This window comes from Xanthomonas sontii, from assembly GCF_040529055.1.
Lineage (GTDB): Bacteria > Pseudomonadota > Gammaproteobacteria > Xanthomonadales > Xanthomonadaceae > Xanthomonas_A > Xanthomonas_A sontii.
Genome location: NZ_CP132342.1, coordinates 3923491 through 3940764, shown reverse-complemented (window position 1 = coordinate 3940764; position 17274 = coordinate 3923491). Strand labels below are relative to the sequence as shown.

The 17274-nt window shown below is 67.3% G+C and carries 16 protein-coding genes; 8 read left to right on the top strand and 8 right to left on the bottom strand.

The annotated features are described in order from the left end of the window. Positions 1-193: 193 nt before the first annotated feature. The gene (locus RAB70_RS16575; protein WP_148827920.1) at positions 194-997 is read left to right on the top strand and encodes a dienelactone hydrolase family protein; all 804 of its coding nucleotides are present in this window, start codon (positions 194-196) and stop codon (positions 995-997) included. Positions 998-1375: 378 nt separating this feature from the next. Here the strand turns inward: RAB70_RS16575 and RAB70_RS16570 are convergent, their stop codons facing one another. From RAB70_RS16570 to RAB70_RS16560, 3 genes are all read right to left on the bottom strand, one after another. Then, positions 1376-2320: an IS481 family transposase gene (locus tag RAB70_RS16570; protein WP_353949534.1), complete on the bottom strand. Its 945-nt coding sequence runs from the start codon at positions 2318-2320 to the stop codon at positions 1376-1378. Positions 2321-2386: 66 nt separating this feature from the next. Further along, positions 2387-2515 (bottom strand): hypothetical protein, encoded by a 129-nt coding sequence (locus RAB70_RS16565; RefSeq protein ID WP_265529709.1) that lies wholly within the window; start codon positions 2513-2515, stop codon positions 2387-2389. Between the two features lie 13 nt (positions 2516-2528). After that, complete coding sequence (locus RAB70_RS16560) at positions 2529-3527, bottom strand: polyprenyl synthetase family protein (protein WP_148829044.1); 999 nt, start codon at positions 3525-3527, stop codon at positions 2529-2531. A gap of 280 nt (positions 3528-3807) precedes the next feature. Between RAB70_RS16560 and RAB70_RS16555 the strand changes: the two genes are divergently transcribed. The 5 genes from RAB70_RS16555 (at position 3808) to RAB70_RS16535 (ending at position 9165) form a co-directional block, all read left to right on the top strand. Continuing rightward, positions 3808-4335 carry a single-stranded DNA-binding protein gene (locus RAB70_RS16555; protein WP_048489408.1) on the top strand — a complete coding sequence of 176 codons (528 nt, stop codon included), beginning with the start codon at positions 3808-3810 and terminating at the stop codon, positions 4333-4335. Between the two features lie 858 nt (positions 4336-5193). Further along, positions 5194-6090, top strand: a complete 897-nt coding sequence (locus tag RAB70_RS16550) for a hydroxypyruvate isomerase family protein (RefSeq protein ID WP_148829045.1) — start codon at positions 5194-5196, stop codon at positions 6088-6090. Positions 6091-6120: 30 nt separating this feature from the next. Next, the gene (locus RAB70_RS16545) at positions 6121-7806 is read left to right on the top strand and encodes a GMC oxidoreductase (RefSeq protein WP_043095703.1); all 1686 of its coding nucleotides are present in this window, start codon (positions 6121-6123) and stop codon (positions 7804-7806) included. Beyond that, complete coding sequence (locus RAB70_RS16540) at positions 7806-8378, top strand: gluconate 2-dehydrogenase subunit 3 family protein (RefSeq protein ID WP_017917444.1); 573 nt, start codon at positions 7806-7808, stop codon at positions 8376-8378. Before RAB70_RS16545 ends, RAB70_RS16540 begins: the two co-directional genes overlap by 1 nt. A gap of 43 nt (positions 8379-8421) precedes the next feature. Beyond that, positions 8422-9165 (top strand): DUF1080 domain-containing protein, encoded by a 744-nt coding sequence (locus RAB70_RS16535; protein ID WP_173003402.1) that lies wholly within the window; start codon positions 8422-8424, stop codon positions 9163-9165. Between the two features lie 95 nt (positions 9166-9260). On the opposite strand, the gene RAB70_RS16530 is transcribed toward RAB70_RS16535, so the two are convergent. The 5 genes from RAB70_RS16530 to RAB70_RS16510 are packed head-to-tail and all read right to left on the bottom strand — an operon-like array spanning position 9261 to position 13883. Then, positions 9261-9539 (bottom strand): cytochrome c, encoded by a 279-nt coding sequence (locus RAB70_RS16530; RefSeq protein ID WP_017913243.1) that lies wholly within the window; start codon positions 9537-9539, stop codon positions 9261-9263. A 36-nt stretch (positions 9540-9575) separates the two neighbouring features. Then, the gene (locus tag RAB70_RS16525; protein WP_017917446.1) at positions 9576-10430 is read right to left on the bottom strand and encodes a sugar phosphate isomerase/epimerase; all 855 of its coding nucleotides are present in this window, start codon (positions 10428-10430) and stop codon (positions 9576-9578) included. Between the two features lie 19 nt (positions 10431-10449). Continuing rightward, positions 10450-11574 (bottom strand): Gfo/Idh/MocA family protein, encoded by a 1125-nt coding sequence (locus tag RAB70_RS16520; protein WP_148829046.1) that lies wholly within the window; start codon positions 11572-11574, stop codon positions 10450-10452. Between the two features lie 11 nt (positions 11575-11585). Next, positions 11586-12803 carry a nucleoside permease gene (locus RAB70_RS16515; protein WP_148829047.1) on the bottom strand — a complete coding sequence of 406 codons (1218 nt, stop codon included), beginning with the start codon at positions 12801-12803 and terminating at the stop codon, positions 11586-11588. 27 nt (positions 12804-12830) lie between these two features. Continuing rightward, positions 12831-13883 (bottom strand): sugar phosphate isomerase/epimerase, encoded by a 1053-nt coding sequence (locus RAB70_RS16510; protein WP_148829048.1) that lies wholly within the window; start codon positions 13881-13883, stop codon positions 12831-12833. 99 nt (positions 13884-13982) lie between these two features. Here RAB70_RS16510 and RAB70_RS16505 point away from each other — a divergent pair, with 99 nt between their 5' ends. Beyond that, positions 13983-14990: a LacI family DNA-binding transcriptional regulator gene (locus RAB70_RS16505; RefSeq protein ID WP_148829049.1), complete on the top strand. Its 1008-nt coding sequence runs from the start codon at positions 13983-13985 to the stop codon at positions 14988-14990. 430 nt (positions 14991-15420) lie between these two features. Beyond that, on the top strand, positions 15421-17184 hold the full coding sequence (locus tag RAB70_RS16500; RefSeq protein ID WP_408068843.1) for an alpha/beta hydrolase family protein: 1764 nt from the start codon (positions 15421-15423) through the stop codon (positions 17182-17184). Positions 17185-17274 lie beyond the last annotated feature (90 nt).

Here is a 17274-nt window from a genome sequence, read left to right as displayed (position 1 = left end):
CGGCGCACGCGGTGCGCTGATGTCGCTGTCCGTCGTGGGTGCTGCGGAAAGAGCATGCCCGGAAGCATTCGCCGGGCCGCCATGCGACGGCGCTGTGCGCCTTGTCCCATCGCCATCGCCGGCCGCCGTCGCCCTCACCTCGACGTGCATGGCACGTTCTAGACTGCCGCCTGGTTTCCACGGGAGAAGGGCGATGCGCATACGATCGATGCTGCGGTGGGCCGGTCTGCTCGGGCTGGCCTTGGCGCTGCCGCTGCCGGCCTGGGCGGCGATGCAGGCCAAGCCGGTGGAGTGGCAGGTCGGCAAGGACACCTTCAGCGGCGTGCTGGTCTACGACGATGCCGACCACGACACTCGCCCCGGCCTGGTGATGGTGCCGAACTGGCGCGGCGTCAACGACTCCGCGGTGGAGAAGGCCAAGCGCCTGGCCGGCGACGACTACGTGGTGCTGGTGGCCGACGTCTACGGCAAGGGCAAGCGGCCGGCCAACGATACCGAGGCCGGGCAGTTCGCCGGCGCGTTGAAGAAGGATCCGGCCACGCTGCGCGCGCGGGCGTTGGCGGCGGTGGCGGCGCTGAAGGCGCAGGCCGGCAAGGCGCCGCTGGATCCGGCCCGGATCGGCGCGGTCGGCTTCTGCTTCGGCGGCACCACGGTGCTGGAACTGGTCCGCGCCGGTGCGCCGCTCGCCGGCGTGGTCAGCCTGCACGGTGGCCTGGTCACGGCGGCACCGGCAGCCGCAGGCAGCGCCAAGGCACCGGTGCTGGTGCTCAATGGCGCCGACGACAAGAGCGTGAGCCGCGACGATATCGCCGCCTTCGAGCAGGAAATGAACGGCGCTGGCGCCGACTGGCAGTTCGTCAACTTCAGCGGTGCCGTGCATTGCTTCGCCGAAGCCGACGCCAACAGCCCGCCGGGCTGCCAGTACAACCCGCGTGCGGCCAAGCGTGCCTACCGGATGCTCGAGGATTTCTTCGAGGAGCGGTTCGGGCGGGAGTAGGGAGGGGCTTCCGGGATTCGGGAGGTGCCTCGCGCTGCGCGCTTGGCGGGATTGGGGATTGGTAAAAGCGGACCGTCGGCGCCGCCCAACTGATCGGTTGGTGTGGCGAGCCCGTAGCGCTTCAGGCGTCAACCAAGCCGCCGTCGCGAATCCCCAATCCCGAATCACCAATCCCCTCCGGCGCGCGGCTGCGCGCCGATGGCGGCTAAATGGGCCCAATAGGCCCTTAAGGTGTCTTGGCGGAGTGCTTGAGCAAGTGCGCCTGCGCCGCGGCGATGGCGCCGCTCATGGCCGCGCGCGCTTGCGGGCTGTTGCGCCAGCAGGTGGAGCCGAGCAGCGCCGCGGCCTGTTCGGTGAGTTGCCGTGCATCGCAGGCGGCTAGCTGTGTAAACCCACCACGTTGTTCAGTGGAATTCGGGAGATGGGCGGTTTGTAGCCGAGGCTGGCGTGTGGTCGATGCCAGTTGTAATGATGCAGCCAGCCCGAGAAGGCGTTGGCGCGTTGCGTGGAGTCGATATAGGAGCGCGCATAAGCCCATTCTCGCAGGCTGGTCTGCACCAGCCGCTCGGCCTTGCCATTGGTGCGTGGCGTGTAGGGTCGGGTTCGCAGATGGCGCAGGCCGAGCCGTCGGACAAGGCGTCGAAAGCGGCGTGATTTGTAGCAGGCGCCGTTGTCGGTCAACACGCGCTCCAAGCGCACGCCCAGGCTGCGGTAGTAGCGAACCGCCTGCATCAGGGCCCTGCAGGCACTGAAACCGCGCTCATCGGGCTCGATGGTGCCGAAGGCCACGCGCGAGTGATCGTCGATGGCTAGGTGGACGTACTCCCAGCCAATGCCACGGGAGGTGACCGTCCGATCATCGGTCACGCGGTGGCTGGGCTGGCGGAAACGGGCCAGCTTCTTGATGTCCAGATGCAGCAGTTGGCCGGGTTGGGCGTATTCATAGCGATTGTCCGGCAGCGCCGGTTCCAGCTCGGCCAGCCGGTGCAGGCCGGCGCGGCGCAGCAACCGGGCGATGGTGCTCGGCGCCACAGGCAGCTGCTCGGCGATCTGCCGATACGTGTGGCGTGAACGGCGCAGCGCGATGACCTGATCCACCACGCCCCGAGGCGTGGCATGGGGGCAGTCGTGAGGCCGGGAGGTGCGGTCGCTCAGCCCTTGCGCCCCCTCTTCCTTGAAGCGCTTGAGCCATTTGTAGGCCGTTCGGACGCTCACACCGGCCGCATGCGCCGCTTCTTCCACGCGCAGCCCATGAACAAGGATGCGATCCACCAGCAGGGCTCGACCGCGAGGGCTCAAACGGGCATGTTTATGCAGGTTCATCCGGGGCTCCTGGGGCTGGGTTGGCTTGGTAACCCCCATCTTCCAGAGATGCCCCGGATGAACAACCTACTGAGAGATCACAGCTAGCGCCTGCAGCGAATGCACGCCCAATTGTTCCAGGCGCGCGACCACGGTGGGACCGACGCCTTTCACCGCCAGCAATACGGAGCGGTCCTCGGCGTCAAAGGCGATCATGCCTGGGCAGCGCTCAATGTCTGCGCTCGACCGCGTAGCGGGCCAGGCCGCGCAGGGCGGCCACCGCCTCGTTCTCCGGCAGGCCGTCCAGGGCGCGCTCGGCGGCGGCGGCGTAGTCGGCCGCGCGGCGGCGGCTGTAGTCGATGCCGCCGCTGGCCTCGATCGCGGCCAGCACCTCTGGCATCGCGCTGGCGTCGCCCTGTTCGACGATCTGGCGCAGGCGCGCGCGGGTGACGTTGTCGGCATGCGCCATGGCGTGGATCAGCGGCAGCGTGGCCTTGCCCTCGGCCAGGTCGTCGCCCAGGTTCTTGCCCAGGTCGGCGGCGTCGGCGGTGTAGTCGAGCACGTCGTCGGCGATCTGGAACGCATAACCCAGCTGCATGCCGTAGTCGTACAGGCGCTCCTGCACCGCCTCGCTGGCACCGGAGGCCAGCGCGCCAAGCCGGGTGCCGGCGGCGAACAGCACCGCGGTCTTGCGCTCGATCACGCGCAGGTAGGCGGCTTCGTCGGTGTCGGGGTTGTGCACGTGCAGCAGCTGCAGCACCTCGCCCTCGGCGATGCGGTTGGTGGTGTCGGCCAGCAGGCGCATCACCGCCATGCTGTCCAGCTCCACCATCAGCTGGAAACTGCGCGAATACAGGAAATCGCCGACCAGCACGCTGGGCGCGTTGCCCCACAGCGCATTGGCGGTGCTGCGGCCGCGGCGCAGGTCCGACTCGTCGACCACGTCGTCGTGCAGCAGGGTCGAGGTGTGGATGAATTCGATGATCGCCGCCAACTGGTGCTGCATCGGCCCGCCGGCGCCGCAGGCGCGGCCGGCCAGCACCACCAGCATCGGCCGCAGGCGCTTGCCGCCGGCGGAGACGATGTGGTCGGCGATCTGGTTGATCAGCACGACGTCCGAGGACAGGCGGCGGCGGATCAGGGCGTCCACCTCGGCCATGTCCGGCGCGGCGAGCATCTGGATCTGGGGCAGGCCCAGGGCGGAGCTGGGGGATTCGGCGATGCTCATGCGGACAGGACTGGAAACGTGCGCAAAGTATAGGCTGCGCGGCCACATCCGTCCCGTTGTGGGCCGGGGCAGGGGGCGGAGAGCTTGCCGTGCCTGGGTTTGCAGCGCCCGGCGGGAGGCGTGCCGGCAGGATTCCGACAGCCCAATGCGGCGTTTTCCGGGGCGCCCGCGGGCGCCTGGCGCAGGCCGGTCCGGCCCGGCGATGTTAGGATTGCTCCCCGAAATCTTCTTTACCGCTCTGCGCGCCCCTGGCCGCGGAGACCCCAGACGGAAGCAGCTCATGGCCCGCGGCATCAACAAAGTCATCCTCGTCGGCAACCTCGGCAACGATCCCGACACCAAGTACACCCAGGCCGGCATGGCCATCACCCGCATCAGCCTGGCCACCACCAGCGTGCGCAAGGACCGCGACGGCAACCAGCAGGAACGCACCGAGTGGCATCGCGTGGTGTTTTTCGGAAAGCTCGGTGAGATCGCCGGCGAGTACCTGCGCAAGGGCAGCTCGGTCTACGTCGAAGGCTCGATCCGCTACGACAAGTACACCGGCCAGGACGGCGTGGAGAAGTACTCCACCGACATCGTCGCCGACGAGATGCAGATGCTCGGCGGCCGCGGCGAGGGCGGTGGCGGCGGCATGGGCGGCGGCGACCGTCCGCAGCGCTCGGCGCCGCCGCGCCAGGAACGCTCCGGCATGGGCGGTGGCGGCGGTGGTGGCGGCGGGCAGGATTACGCGCCGCGCCGGCAGCAGCCGGCCCCGCAGCAGTCCGCGCCGATGGACGACTTCGCGGACGACGATATTCCGTTCTGATCTTTCGTCGTTCCTGCGATGCAAACAGACCCCGGTAAGCCATTGTGCTTGCCGGGGTTTTTTCTGTTTTGGCGAGGTGTTTTCCTTTCTAGCGCGAGTCTGTCCGGTCCTCCAACGCAGGCGATATGAAGCCAGACGGTATCGGTCGACTGGAGTGGTCACACGTACCGTGCTTTTCACCGCTGGCGATTGGGGGCGGAGCGTGCGTGCAAGCGGCGAGTGCCCCGCTGTTCTTGCCTTCAAAACGGGGTCGGTCGCCAAGCGTCGCGTCGTGCCCGGTCGCCTCGGCAACGCCTTGGCGCGGCTTTCGTGCCGAGTCCATGCTATCGCTCAACGCCGGCCGACCCCGCTGCAACGGGGAAGGTGTCGTAGGGGCTGCTTTAGCGGCGACAGGCTTTCCGATGAAAGCCATCGCGGCTAAAGCCGCTTCTGCGGAAAGCACATTGGCGTCGCTCGCCGCTACACCACGATCCTCACCACATGAATGCGCATGGCAACGCGGCGGAGGTGTCCTGAAGCTCCAGGTCCGACCTCCCATCCCCGCCGCCTTGCAGGCGATTTAGCGCCTTAGTCCCAGGGAGGAACCACGGGTCCGTCGGTATCTCGCCATGCGTCGCCTGCTTGAGGAGGTTCACCAAATACCCGTTTGTTTGTCGCTCTACGTCTCGCTGCACAACTCCGTACGTCACCCGAGAATCCATCACCGTCATGACGGCTGACACCACAGGCGTTGTGCCCTGCAGCATGTGTTTTCGTGCAGTGCGTCTTGCAAAAGCGCAATTCACTGCTCTATGGTTCAATCGATTGAATTGCGGCGAATCGTCAGCGTTTGAGACCGGTTGGGAGGCCGGAAGGTGGATGTCTATCCATTCGATCGGATCGGCGCCGGCCTCGGGCTTCACGAGGCGCGACGCGCTGCGCATGGCGGTCGCCGGGAGCCTTGGCCTTGGGGCAGTGGGCATGTTGCCGGCACTCGCTGCCGCCACGCCGCTCAAGGGCAACCTGAAGCAGTCTGTCGCCCGCTGGACGTTTCCGCAGCTGTCGACCGCACAGCTTTGCCAGGTGGTGAAGGGCCTGGGGTTCGCCGCCATCGATCTGGTGGGCCCGGCGGATTGGCCCACGCTGAGGGCGCATGGCGTGTACAGCGCGATGTGCAATGGCGCGGAACTCGGCCTGGACAAGGGCTTCGCCGGCAGCCAGTTCCACGATGAGCTGGTCGCGCGCTACACGCGGCACATCGATCTGGTGGCCGATGCCGGCTATCGCAACCTCATCTGTTTTTCCGGCAACCGGAATGGCATGGATCCCCAGGAGGGCATGGCCCACGCCGAAGTCGGACTCAAGCGCATCCTCGGGCATGCCGAGAAGCGCGGGGTCGTGCTGGTGATGGAACTGCTGAACTCCAAGGTCGATCATCACGACTATCTCTGCGACCACTCCGCCTGGGGCGTGGAGCTGTGCCAGCGGATCGGCTCTGACCATTTCGGCCTGCTGTACGACATCTACCACATGCAGATCATGGAGGGCGACATCATCGCCACCATCGGCAAGCATCACGCGTGCTTCAAGCATTACCACACCGCCGGCGTCCCGGGCCGGCACGAGATCGGGGACGCTCAGGAGCTCCACTATCCCGCCATCTGTCGCGCGATCCGCGATACCGGTTTCGATGGCTATCTGGCGCAGGAGTTCATTCCTACCGCGCCGGATCCCGTCGGCTCGCTGCGCGAGGCGATCCGCCTCTGCGATGTCTGAAACGCTATCCACCGAGGTGAAGTAGAACCCATGGCAGACAATCATTACGACGCCATCGTCGTTGGCTCGGGCATCAGTGGCGGTTGGGCGGCGAAGGAGCTGACCGAGAAGGGACTCAAGGTCCTGATGCTGGAACGCGGACGCAACATCGAGCACGTCAAGGACTACGTCAACGCGATGAAGGAGGCGTGGGATTTCCCGCATCGCAACCGCCCGACCCAGGCGATGAAGGCCGATTATCCGGTGCTGATGCGCGACTACGCCCTGGTCGAGAACCTGCAGGGAATGTGGGCCAACGAAAAGGAATCGCCCTACACCGAGATCAAGCGATTCGACTGGTTCCGCGGCTATCACGTGGGCGGCCGCTCGCTGATGTGGGGACGGCAGAGCTATCGCCTGTCGGACCTGGATTTCGAGGCGAACCTGAAGGACGGCATCGCCACCGATTGGCCGATCCGTTACGCCGACCTCGCGCCGTGGTACGACCACGTGGAGAAGTTCGCCGGCATCGCCGGCACGCGCGAGGGACTTGACGTGTTGCCGGACGGCGAGTTCCTGCCGCCGATCCCGCTGAACATCGTCGAGAAGGACGTCGCCGCGCGGATCAAGAAGGCCTTTGGCGGCACCCGGCACCTGATCCACTCGCGTACCGCCAACATCACCCAGCCCAAGGTCGAGCAGGGCCGCGTCAACTGCCAGTATCGCAACAAGTGCATCCTGGGCTGTCCCTTCGGCGCCTATTTCTCGACCCAGGCGGCCACGCTGCCAGCGGCCATGAAGACGGGCAACCTGACCCTGCGGCCGTTCTCGATCGTCAAGGAGGTGCTCTACGACAAGGACCGCAAGCGTGCGCGCGGCGTGGAGATCATCGATGCCGAGAGCGGACAGACCTACCAGTACACGGCCAATGTCATCTTCCTCAATGCGTCCTCGTTCAATTCGACCTGGCTGCTGATGAACTCGGCCACCGACGTCTGGGACGGCGGCCTGGGGTCGTCGTCGGGCGAGCTCGGGCACAACGTGATGGACCATCATTTCGGCGCCGGTGCCTCCGGCCGGGTCGAGGGCTACGAGGACAAGTACTACTTCGGCCGCCGTCCCTGCGGCTTCTACATCCCCCGGTTCCGCAATGTCGCCATGGACAAGCGCGGTTACCTGCGCGGCTTCGGCTACCAGGGCGGTGCGAGCCGCACCGGCTGGTCGCGCGAGATCGCCGAGCTGAACATCGGCGCCGACCTGAAGGAGGCGCTGACCGTGCCGGGCGACTGGAGCATCGGCATGACCGGATTCGGCGAAATGCTGCCGCACCACGACAACACGATTCGCCTGGACCCGCAGCGCAAGGACAAATGGGGGCTGCCGGTGCTGGCGATGGACGTCGCCATGCGCGAGAACGAAAAGGCCATGCGCAAGGACATGGCCGCCGATGCCGCCGAGATGCTGGAGGCGGCCGGCGTCAAGGACGTGAAGATGCACGATGGCGACTACGCGCCGGGCAAGGGCATCCATGAGATGGGCACCGCGCGCATGGGCCGGGATCGCAAGAACTCCGTGCTGAACCAGTACAACCAGGTGTGGGACGCGCCGAACGTCTACGTGACCGATGGCGCTTGCATGACCTCCAGCGGCTGCGTGAATCCTTCGCTGACCTACATGGCGCTGACCGCACGTGCCGCCGATCATGCCGTGCGCGAACTGAAAGCGGGGAACCTGTGATGGAACGTCGCGAACTGCTGAAGATGATCTTCGCCGCCACGGGCGCGGCGATGGTCGGCCTGCCCGCGCTCGCCCCGGCACAAGCGTCGGCCGCGGGGACGAAGGTGCTGTTCTCCGCCGCCGAGATCGGCACGCTGGACGAGATCGCCGAGACCATCCTGCCGCGGACCAAGACGCCGGGGGCGAAGGACGCCGGTGCCGGTGCATTCATGGCGAAATTCGTCACCGACTGCTACACCCCGCGGCAGCAGGCGACGTTCCGCGCCGGCCTGGCCGAGATCGACAAACGTGCCGGCGGCCGATTCGTGTCGCTCACCCCGCAGGCGCGCGCCGAACTGCTGCGCGCCCTGGATGCGGAGGCCAAGGCAAAGGCCGTCGACGTGACCGACACCGGCACCGCCGACGCGGCGGACGCGATGCCGCATCCCTTCACGATGATCAAGCAGCTGACCATCTTCGGCTTCTTCACCTCCGAGGTCGGCGCGACCGAAGTGCTGCGCTACGTCGCCGTGCCGGGACGCTATGAAGACATCACCTACGTTCCCGGTACGCCTGCTTGGGCCACTGGCTAATGGAGCGCCACGCTTCGCCCTTCCTCCTTTTCCTGGAAACACGATGACCAGATCCCTGCTGATGGCGGCCTGCCTGCTGGCCGTGGCGCCTGCGGTCGCGCAGGCCGACGGCGACCCCGCACGCGATCCTGCCAAGACCGAAGTGTGGAAGCCCGTGCCCGCGACCGTGGCCACGCCCCCGGGCGGCGCGCCCTCCGACGCGATCGTGCTGTTCGACGGCAAGGATCTGTCGGCCTGGGAGTCGGAGCAGGGCGGACGCGTGCCCTGGAGCGTCGCCGACGGCGCGCTGACCGTGGTGCCGGGCAGCAAGGGCATCCGCACCAAGCAGCGCTTCTGCGACATCCAGTTGCATGTCGAGTGGCGCACGCCCACCGCGACCCGTGGCTTCGACGGCCAGCAGCGGGGGAACAGCGGCATCTTCCTGCAGGAGCTGTATGAGTTGCAGGTGCTCGACAGCTACGACAACCCGACCTATGCCAATGGCCAGGCCGGTGCGATCTACAAGCAGGCCATTCCGCTGGTGAATGCCTCGCGTGCGCCGGGCCAGTGGCAGGTGTACGACATCATCTGGACGGCGCCGCGTTTCTCGCAGGGCGGCGGGCTCACGTCACCCGCGCGCATCACCGTCCTGCACAACGGCGTGCTGGTGCAGAACGACACCGTGCTGGCGGGCAAGACCGAATACATCGGCGCGCCGTCGTATGCGCCGCATGGATGTGCGCCGATCTTCCTGCAGGAGCACGATTCCAAGGTCAGCTACCGCAACATCTGGGTGCGCGAGCTGTAGCGCCGGCGCGCAGTCGGCGCCGATCGCCCGAGGCGTGTCGGCGATCCCGGGTATGCCGCGCCCAACGCGGCATACTCGGGAATGGAGGGCGCGCCCTACTGCGCCAGGAAGCTGGCGAGGTCGTCGACCTCCTGTTGCGACAGCTGCGAAAACGGCGGCATCAGCCCGCCGCCGTTGCGGATCTTCTCCTTGATCTGCGCGGGCTGCAGGCGCTTGCCCACGTCGGTCAGCGCGGGGAAGGTGGGCGGGACGCCCGCGCGATTCGCGCCATGGCAGGCCGTGCAATGGTTCGCGTAGAGCTGCGCGCCGGCCGCCGGGTCGTCCTTGGACCAGGCCTTGGGCGCAAGCGTCGCCCCCAGCAGCACCACGGCCATCGTCGTGATCGTTTTCAAGCGGAACTCCTTTGCGTGCTAGCGCTGTGTGCTGGCGGGCAGATGTTCGCGCAGGTACTCCGCCCCGGTCCGGATGACGCTGGCCGGGTCGCGCGGCTGGTCGTGCTCGATGATGTACCACTGCACGCCGCTCGCCGCCGCGGCAGGCAGGATCGCGTTCCAGTTCAGCACGCCCTTGCCGACCGCGGCGAAGCCGCCTTCGTCTTGGGCCTGGCCTTTCGGTGCGTTGTCCTTGGCGTGGACCGCGAACATGCGGCCCTTGAACTTGCCCAGCATCGTCGCCGGGTCGTAACCCGCGCGCGCGACCCACGCCAGGTCCAGCTCGGTCTTGAGATCGGGGCCGGCCGCGGCGAACAGCAGTTCCAGGCCGGTCTTGCCATCGAAATCGACCAGCTCGAAATCGTGGTTGTGATAGGCCAGGCGCATGCCCTTGGCGCGTGCCCGCGTCGCGAGCTGGCCCAGCTCCTTGCCCAGTGCGGTCCAGCCTGCGGCATCGGTGGGCCGCTCCTTCTGGTCCAGGTAAGGCACCACCAGCGTCGTGTTGCCGATCGAGCGGTTGAAGGCCACCGCACCGTCCAGGTCCTTGCGCAGGTCGGCCAGCTGCACGTGCGAGGAGATCGCCTTGATCGAATACTTGTCCAGCAGTTGCTTGAGTTCCACCGCGCTCATGTTCTGCGTGCCGACCGTTTCCACCGCGCCCACGCCGGCGTCATGGACGATCTTCAACTGCTGGTCGAGCGTGCCGGCGTTGCGCAGCGAGTACATCTGCACCGCGATGGGGGCCTCCTGGCCGGCGGCGTCGCGTGCGAAGGCGGGCAGGGCCGCGAAGAGCAGCAGTGCGAGGGTTGCGGTTCTGCGTGTCGCTGTGTTCATCAGGAAGTCCTTCCGGGAGTCAGTCGATGGATGTCCAGCCGCGTGTCCTGGCCGATGTGATGACGCGATCGACGATCAGCGCCGAGCGCAGCCCGTCGTCGAAGGTGGGCAGGCCGTCCGGCCGCTCGCCGTCGATGGCGCGGTAGGTGTCGGCGACGAACGCCTCGAAGCAATCGCCGTAGCCCTGCGCGTGCCCGGCCGGCAGCGTCGCCAGCCGGCGTTGTTCGGCGCTGCCGGCACCCGGTCCGCGCACGAAGACTTCCTCGCGCTGGTCGGGCCGGCCGATCCACAGACGTTCGGCGTCCTCCTGGTCGAACGCCACGCTGGCCTGGGCGCCATCGATCTCGAACCAGAGCCGATTGCGGCGCCCCGCCGAGACCTGGCTGACCGTCAACGAGGCCAGCGTTCCGGCGCCGGTTCGGAGCATCGCCATGGCCACGTCTTCGCTCGCGACCGCCTGCATCGCGCCGCCCGCCGCCGGCGTGGTGAAGCTCTGTCCGGTGTTGGTGCCGCGTTCGGCGATCACCGTCGCGAACGCCGCGCTGACCTCGGCGAAGCGCTCGCCGCTCACCCATTCCACCAGGTCGCACCAGTGCGAGCCGATGTCGGCGAATACGCGCGACGTGCCGCCCAGCGACGGGTCCACACGCCAGTTGTTGCTGGCCGGATCCAGCAGCCAGTCCTGCAGATAGCTGCCGTGGATCAGGCGCAGCGGCCCCAGTTCGCCCTGGGCGATGCGCGCGCGTGCCTCGCGGACTACCGGGTGGTAGCGGTAGACGAAGGGCACCGTGGCGACCAGCCCGGTCGCGCGGGCCAGGGCCGCCAGCGCCCGCGCATCCTCCAGCGTGGTGGCCAGCGGCTTCTCGCAGATCACGTGCTTGCCGGCGTCCAGCGCCGCCTGCGCCATGGCGCGGTGCAGATGGTTGGGCGTGCAGACGTGCACGACCTGCACCTGCGGATCGGCGACGACCTCCTCGATATCGCGATACGCATGCGGGACATCCCACGATTGCGCCACCTCGCGTGCGCGGTGTGGGGACGAGGCGGCGACACCGCGGACCGAGGCGCCGGCCAGCAGCGCCGCGCGACGGTGTACGGCGCCGATCATGCCGGTGCCGACGATGGCGATTCCAAGCTTGGGCATCGGGGGGATCCTCAAGGTGCGGAGCGTGCGGCCGCGACGGCGGGCCGGTCGCGGAACAGCAGCAGGAAGGCGACCAGCACGAGCAGCGCGACGCCGGCCGGGAACAGCCAGATCTGCCGCCAGTCCGGGCCCGCCGCGGTGGTGTAGTGCTCCACCACCGCGCCGGACAGGAAGGTGCCGATCAGCATGCCCACGCCGTATGTGGCCAGGGTGATGAAGCCCTGTGCGCTGCTACGTGCGGCGGGGCCGGCATGCGCATCGGTGTAGATCTGGCCGGTGACGAAGAAGAAGTCGTAGCAGATGCCGTGCAGCACGATGCCGATCACCAGCAGGGAAAAGCCGCCGCCCGCATCGCCGAAGGCGAACATCGCATAGCGCACCACCCACGCCGCCATGCCCACCGCCAGCATCGTCTTGACTCCCAGCCGCACGAACAGGAACGGCATGGCCAGCATCAGCAGGACTTCGGACACCTGGCCCAGCGACTGCAGGCCTGCCGCGCCGCGCACGCCCAGGTCGTTGAGATAGGGGTTGGTGAAGTTGTAGTAGAACGCCAGCGGGATGCAGATGGCGATGGACGCCAGGAAGAACACCAGATAGGAGCGCGACTTCAGCAGCCGCAGCGCGTCCAGCCCCAGGATCTGCCCCAGCCCGGCATCGCGCTGGCGCGCCAGCGGCGGCGTGTGCGGCAGGGTGAAGGCGTACAGGCCCAGGGCCAGCGAGGCCAGCGCCGCCATCCGGAAGGTCAGCTCGAGCCGATGCGCCTGTTCCCAGCCCAGCCAGCCGATCAGCACGCCGGCCACGATCCAGCCGACGCTGCCGGCCACGCGCACCGGCGGGAACTGCTTTTCCGGCGCTTGCATGTGCCGCATCGCCACGCTGTTGGCCAGCGCCAGCGTCGGCATGAACAGCAGCATGTAGCCCATGACGCAGGCGAAGAACACGCCGAAGCTCGTCGCCGTGGATGCCAGCCACATGAGTACCGCGCCGGCGAGATGCAGCACTCCCAGGATGCGCTGCGCCGCGAAGTAGCGATCGGCGATCAGGCCGACCAGGAACGGCGCGACGATGGCGCCGATGGACTGGCTGAGGAACGCCGTCGCCACCTGGCTCGCGCTGGCGTGCAGCGGCCCCTGCACCAGATAGGTCCCCAGGGTCACGAACCAGGCGCCCCAGATGAAGAACTGCAGAAACATCATCGCGCCCAAGCGCGACATGGTGTGCGTCATGGCGTCCCCTCCCAGGGCGGTAATGACTCAGGTTCCCAGCATGCGGCGCAGCGATGCCGGATCGGCGCCGCTATCGGCGAAATCGTCGAAGGCGCGTTCGGTCACGCGGATGATGTGGTCGCGAATGAACGCGGCCCCCTCGCGTGCTCCATCTTCCGGATGCTTCAGACAGCACTCCCACTCCAGCACCGCCCAGCCCGGGAAATCGTATTGCGCGAACTTGGAGAAGATCGCCTTGAAATCGATCTGGCCATCCCCGAGCGAACGGAACCGCCCCGGACGATCGATCCAGTCCTGGTAGCCGCCATAGACGCCGCTGCGCGCGCTGGCGCGATACTCCGCGTCCTTGACGTGGAAGATGCCGATGCGCGCGTGGTAGCGATCGATGAAACCCAGGTAGTCCATCTGCTGCAGCAGCAGGTGGCTGGGGTCGTACAGGATCTTGGCGCGTGGGTGCTGGTCGACCACGTCGAGGAAGCGCTCGAAGGTGGCGCCGTCGTGCAGGTCCTCGCCCGGGTGGATCTCGAAGCACAGGTCCACGCCGCAGGCGTCGAAGGCATCCAGGATCGGACGCCAGCGCCGGCCGAGCTCGGCGAAGGCTTCTTCCACCAGTCCGGGCGGGCGTTGCGGCCAGGGATAGAAGTAGGGCCAGGCCAGCGCGCCGGAAAACGTGGCATGCGCCGTCAGTCCCAGGCGCTGGCTGGCCTTGGCGGCCAACTGCAGCTGCTCCACCGCCCAGGCCTGGCGGGCGGCGGGGTTGCCGCGCTTGTCCGGCGGGGCGAAGCCGTCGAACAGGCTGTCGTAGGCGGGGTGGACGGCGACCAGCTGTCCCTGCAGGTGGGTGGACAGCTCGGTGATCTGCAGGCCATGCCCGGCCAGCATGCCGGCGAGGTCGTCGCAGTACGCCTGGCTGTGCGCGGCCTGGGTCAGATCGAACAGGTGGGGCGCGCTGGTCGGTACTTGTAGGCCAGAATAGCCCAGGCCCGCGGCCCATTCGGCCAGCGTGTCCAAGCGATTGAAGGGAGGTGTGTCGGCAATGAACTGTGCCAGGAACAGCGCTGGACCCTTGAGCGTCTTCAACGTGATTCGACCTCATGCAATCGATTGAATCATCCTAGCATGGGCCTCCCGCAAGACCCGTTGTGCACTGCACAGCAGAAAGAAGAAGAGCTCAGATTCATGGCCACAACCATCTACGACATCGCAAAGCACGTTGGCGTCACTGCGGGCACGGTGTCGCGGGCGCTGTCCCGGCCGGAAAAGGTCCTGCCCGCCACGCGCGCGCGCATCGAGCAGGCCGCCGCCGCGCTGGGCTATGTGCCCAACACCGTGGCCAGGACGCTCAAGACCCAGCGCAGCGGCAAGCTCCTGGTCACCGTCCCGGACATCGCCAATCCCTTCTTTGCGCAGATCCTGCAGGGCGCGGAGGACGCCGCGCAGGCGGTCGGCTACGCCGTGCTGCTGGGCGATACCCAGCACCAGCCCGACCGCGAGGAGCGCTACGCGCAGATGCTCCGGCGCAACGAGGCCGACGGCCTGATCGTGCTCGGCCACCGCCTGCCGCCGACGGCGCGCGCGATCGTCAAGCAGCGGGGCGCCGCCGCGCCGGTGGTCAACGGCTGCGAGTTCGACCCGGCGCTGGGCATTCCCAGCGTGCACATCGACAACGCGGCCGCCGCGGGCGCGGTGATGGACCACCTGTATGGGCTGGGGCACGCGCGGATCGCCGTGGTCGGCGGCCCGCCCGACAATCCCCTGCATCAGCAGCGACTGGAAGGGGTCCGGGCCTGCGCCAAGGCGCACCGCCGCCTGCGCAGCCTGACCGTCGTGCCGGGCGATTTCTCCGTCGAATCCGGCCATGCGGCCGCGCTGGCGCTGCTGGGCCGTGCGCCTGCGCCGACCGCGATCTTCTGCTTCAGCGACCAGATGGCGCTGGGGGCCCTGGCGGCCTGCCGGGACCTGGGCATCGGCGTGCCGGACCAGCTGTCCATCGTCGGCTTCGACGACCTGGCGTCGTCCCGTTACCTCACCCCCCCATTGACGACGATCAGGCAGCCCATGCGCGACATCGGTGTCCGCGCAGTCAACCTGCTGCTTGCCATCATCGAACGGGTGGACGTGCCGCTGCAGCAGACGCTGGACTTCAGCTTGATGGTGCGCGGGTCGACCGGCGCGCCGAGAGAGTAGGCGACGGCAGGGCGGCGGCGATGCGCCTGATCGGTGCGCGCCGCCGTTTCCGCGGCTGGTGACGGGCGTGCGGCCTCCGGGCAGCGCGCTTTTTCAGTTTCCAGCCCCGTCGTCGCCTGAGGTCGGCGCCCAGCTTCCGGTACGCCATCGGACAAGCGCCTGGATTAGACTTCACGCGTACGTCACGCCAACAGGAACAGGGGAACAGGGAATGAAGAAGGGGCTGCGCGCAGTCGCGTTGTTGTGTCTGCTGGGAGCGGGGAATGCATGGGCGCAGGTGGATCTGGCGCCGTATCTGGTCAAGGAGCAGGTCGAAACGCTGAAGTTGTCGCCCACCGGCGAGTACTACGCGGCGACGGTGCCGCTGGAGGATCGGACCGCGCTGGCGATCATGCGCCGCTCCGACAACAAGATCGTCGGCAGCTTCTCGATGGAGAAGAACACGCACGTCTCCGATTTCGTGTGGGTCAACGACACGCGCGTGCTGTTCAACATGGTCCAGAAGATCGGGCAGCGGGATCGGCCGTGGGGGACCGGGGAACTGTTCGCGATCAACGCCGATGGCGGCGCGGCGGAGCTGTTGGTGGGCCAGCGCGTGACCGGCAACGGGCCGGGGACGCTGATCCAGACCAAGAAGGTGGAGAAGGTTGCCGCGTATTTCGTTGGTTCGCTGCCCGGCGACGACCGCAACGTCATCATCCAGGCGCAGCCGTTCAGCACCAGCCAGGATCCTTATAGCCGCACCGAAATCATGGACGTCTATAGCGGCCGCCGGCGGTTGCTGACCGGTTCGCCCAAGGTGCGCGGCGCGGATTTCTACAGCGATGAGCAAGGCAAGGTGCGCTTCGCCTTGGGCGCGGATGCCGACAATGCCAAGAAGCTGTTCTATCGCGATGCGCAGGGCAGCGACTGGAAGCTGATCAATGACGAAAACGTCAGCCATCACGTGGAGACGCCGATCGGTTTTTCCGAAGACGGGCATGTCGCGTATCTGCAGGTACAGCAGGCGAAGGGGAGTGACGTCATCGAGTCGTGGAATACCGACAGCGGCGAGCGCAAGGTGGTGGCACGCGATGTGCTGGCCGATCCCTATCGGATCATGTATCGCCATGGCACCCATGTCCCGGTCGGGATCGAAGTGCTGGGCGACAAGCCGCGGAGCCTGTTTTTCGATGACGCCTCGCCCGAAGCCAAGACCCAGCGCTCGCTGGAAGCGGCCTTCCCGGGGCAGGCAGTCTATGTCACCTCCAGCACGCGCGACGGCCAGCTCAACCTGGTCAACGTGCAGTCCGGTCGCAATCCGGGCGAGTTCTACCTGTTCGACACCGTCGCCAAGAAGGCCGATTTCGTGTTCGCACGCCGTGCGGCACTGCAGCCGCCGAAGCTGGCCGAGGTGCGGCCGGTCGCGTTGCAGGCGCGAGATGGCCTGCCACTGCATGGGTTCGTGACCCTGCCGGCGGCGGCCAAGTCCGGCAAGGTGCCGATGGTGGTGATGCCGCATGGCGGACCGTTCGGGATCTTCGACAACGGCATGTTCGATGAGGATGCGCAGATCCTGGCCAGCGCCGGTTACGCGGTGCTGCAGGTCAATTATCGGGGTTCCGGCAATTACGGGCGCGCTTTCCAGCAGGCCGGCGCAGGCCAATGGGGCGGCAAGATGCAGGACGACGTCACCGATGCCACCCGCTGGGCGATCGACCAAGGTATCGCGGACCCGCAGCGCATCTGCATGTACGGCGCCAGCTACGGCGCCTATGCGTCGTTGATGGGCGTGGCCAAGGAGCCGACGCTGTATCGCTGCGCGGCCGGCTATGTCGGTGTCTACGACCTGCCGATGATGTATGTCAGGGGCGATGCCCAGCTGCGCGATGCCAGCCAGAATTTCTTGCGCGAATGGATGGGGACGGGCGATGGATTGGCCGCGATTTCGCCGGTCAATCTGGCCGACAAGATCAAGGTGCCCGTGTTCTTGGCGGCGGGTGGCGAGGACGAGCGTGCGCCCATCCAGCATTCCAAGAAGATGGAAGCGGCGTTGAAGAAGGCAGGGGTGCAGGTGGAAACGCTGTACGTCCCGACCGAGGGCCATGGCTTCTACACCGAGGCGCATCGTCGCGAGTTCTACACCCGGCTGCTGGCGTTCCTGAGCAAGTCGCTGGGCGGTGCGCAGGCGGCGCCGGCGGCAGCGAAGCCGTAAGGGGCTGTCGCCTGACACTCCGGCCGAGGCGCCAGGCGCCACTGCTGTGCGGTATCAGTGCGGTCCGGTACTTCCGGACCGCACTGACGC

Coding starts and splice junctions, on each gene's coding strand:
- RAB70_RS16500 (WP_408068843.1), top strand. CDS start 15,421: ATGGAGAAGAACACGCACGTCTCCGATTTCGTGTGGGTCAACGACACG.
- RAB70_RS16535 (WP_173003402.1), top strand. CDS start 8,422: ATGACCAGATCCCTGCTGATGGCGGCCTGCCTGCTGGCCGTGGCGCCT.
- RAB70_RS16565 (WP_265529709.1), bottom strand. CDS start 2,515: ATGATCGCCTTTGACGCCGAGGACCGCTCCGTATTGCTGGCGGTGAAA.
- RAB70_RS16515 (WP_148829047.1), bottom strand. CDS start 12,803: ATGACGCACACCATGTCGCGCTTGGGCGCGATGATGTTTCTGCAGTTC.
- RAB70_RS16525 (WP_017917446.1), bottom strand. CDS start 10,430: ATGAACACAGCGACACGCAGAACCGCAACCCTCGCACTGCTGCTCTTC.
- RAB70_RS16570 (WP_353949534.1), bottom strand. CDS start 2,320: ATGAACCTGCATAAACATGCCCGTTTGAGCCCTCGCGGTCGAGCCCTG.
- RAB70_RS16545 (WP_043095703.1), top strand. CDS start 6,121: ATGGCAGACAATCATTACGACGCCATCGTCGTTGGCTCGGGCATCAGT.
- RAB70_RS16555 (WP_048489408.1), top strand. CDS start 3,808: ATGGCCCGCGGCATCAACAAAGTCATCCTCGTCGGCAACCTCGGCAAC.
- RAB70_RS16505 (WP_148829049.1), top strand. CDS start 13,983: ATGGCCACAACCATCTACGACATCGCAAAGCACGTTGGCGTCACTGCG.
- RAB70_RS16530 (WP_017913243.1), bottom strand. CDS start 9,539: ATGGCCGTGGTGCTGCTGGGGGCGACGCTTGCGCCCAAGGCCTGGTCC.
- RAB70_RS16550 (WP_148829045.1), top strand. CDS start 5,194: ATGTCTATCCATTCGATCGGATCGGCGCCGGCCTCGGGCTTCACGAGG.
- RAB70_RS16560 (WP_148829044.1), bottom strand. CDS start 3,527: ATGAGCATCGCCGAATCCCCCAGCTCCGCCCTGGGCCTGCCCCAGATC.
- RAB70_RS16540 (WP_017917444.1), top strand. CDS start 7,806: ATGGAACGTCGCGAACTGCTGAAGATGATCTTCGCCGCCACGGGCGCG.
- RAB70_RS16520 (WP_148829046.1), bottom strand. CDS start 11,574: ATGCCCAAGCTTGGAATCGCCATCGTCGGCACCGGCATGATCGGCGCC.
- RAB70_RS16575 (WP_148827920.1), top strand. CDS start 194: ATGCGCATACGATCGATGCTGCGGTGGGCCGGTCTGCTCGGGCTGGCC.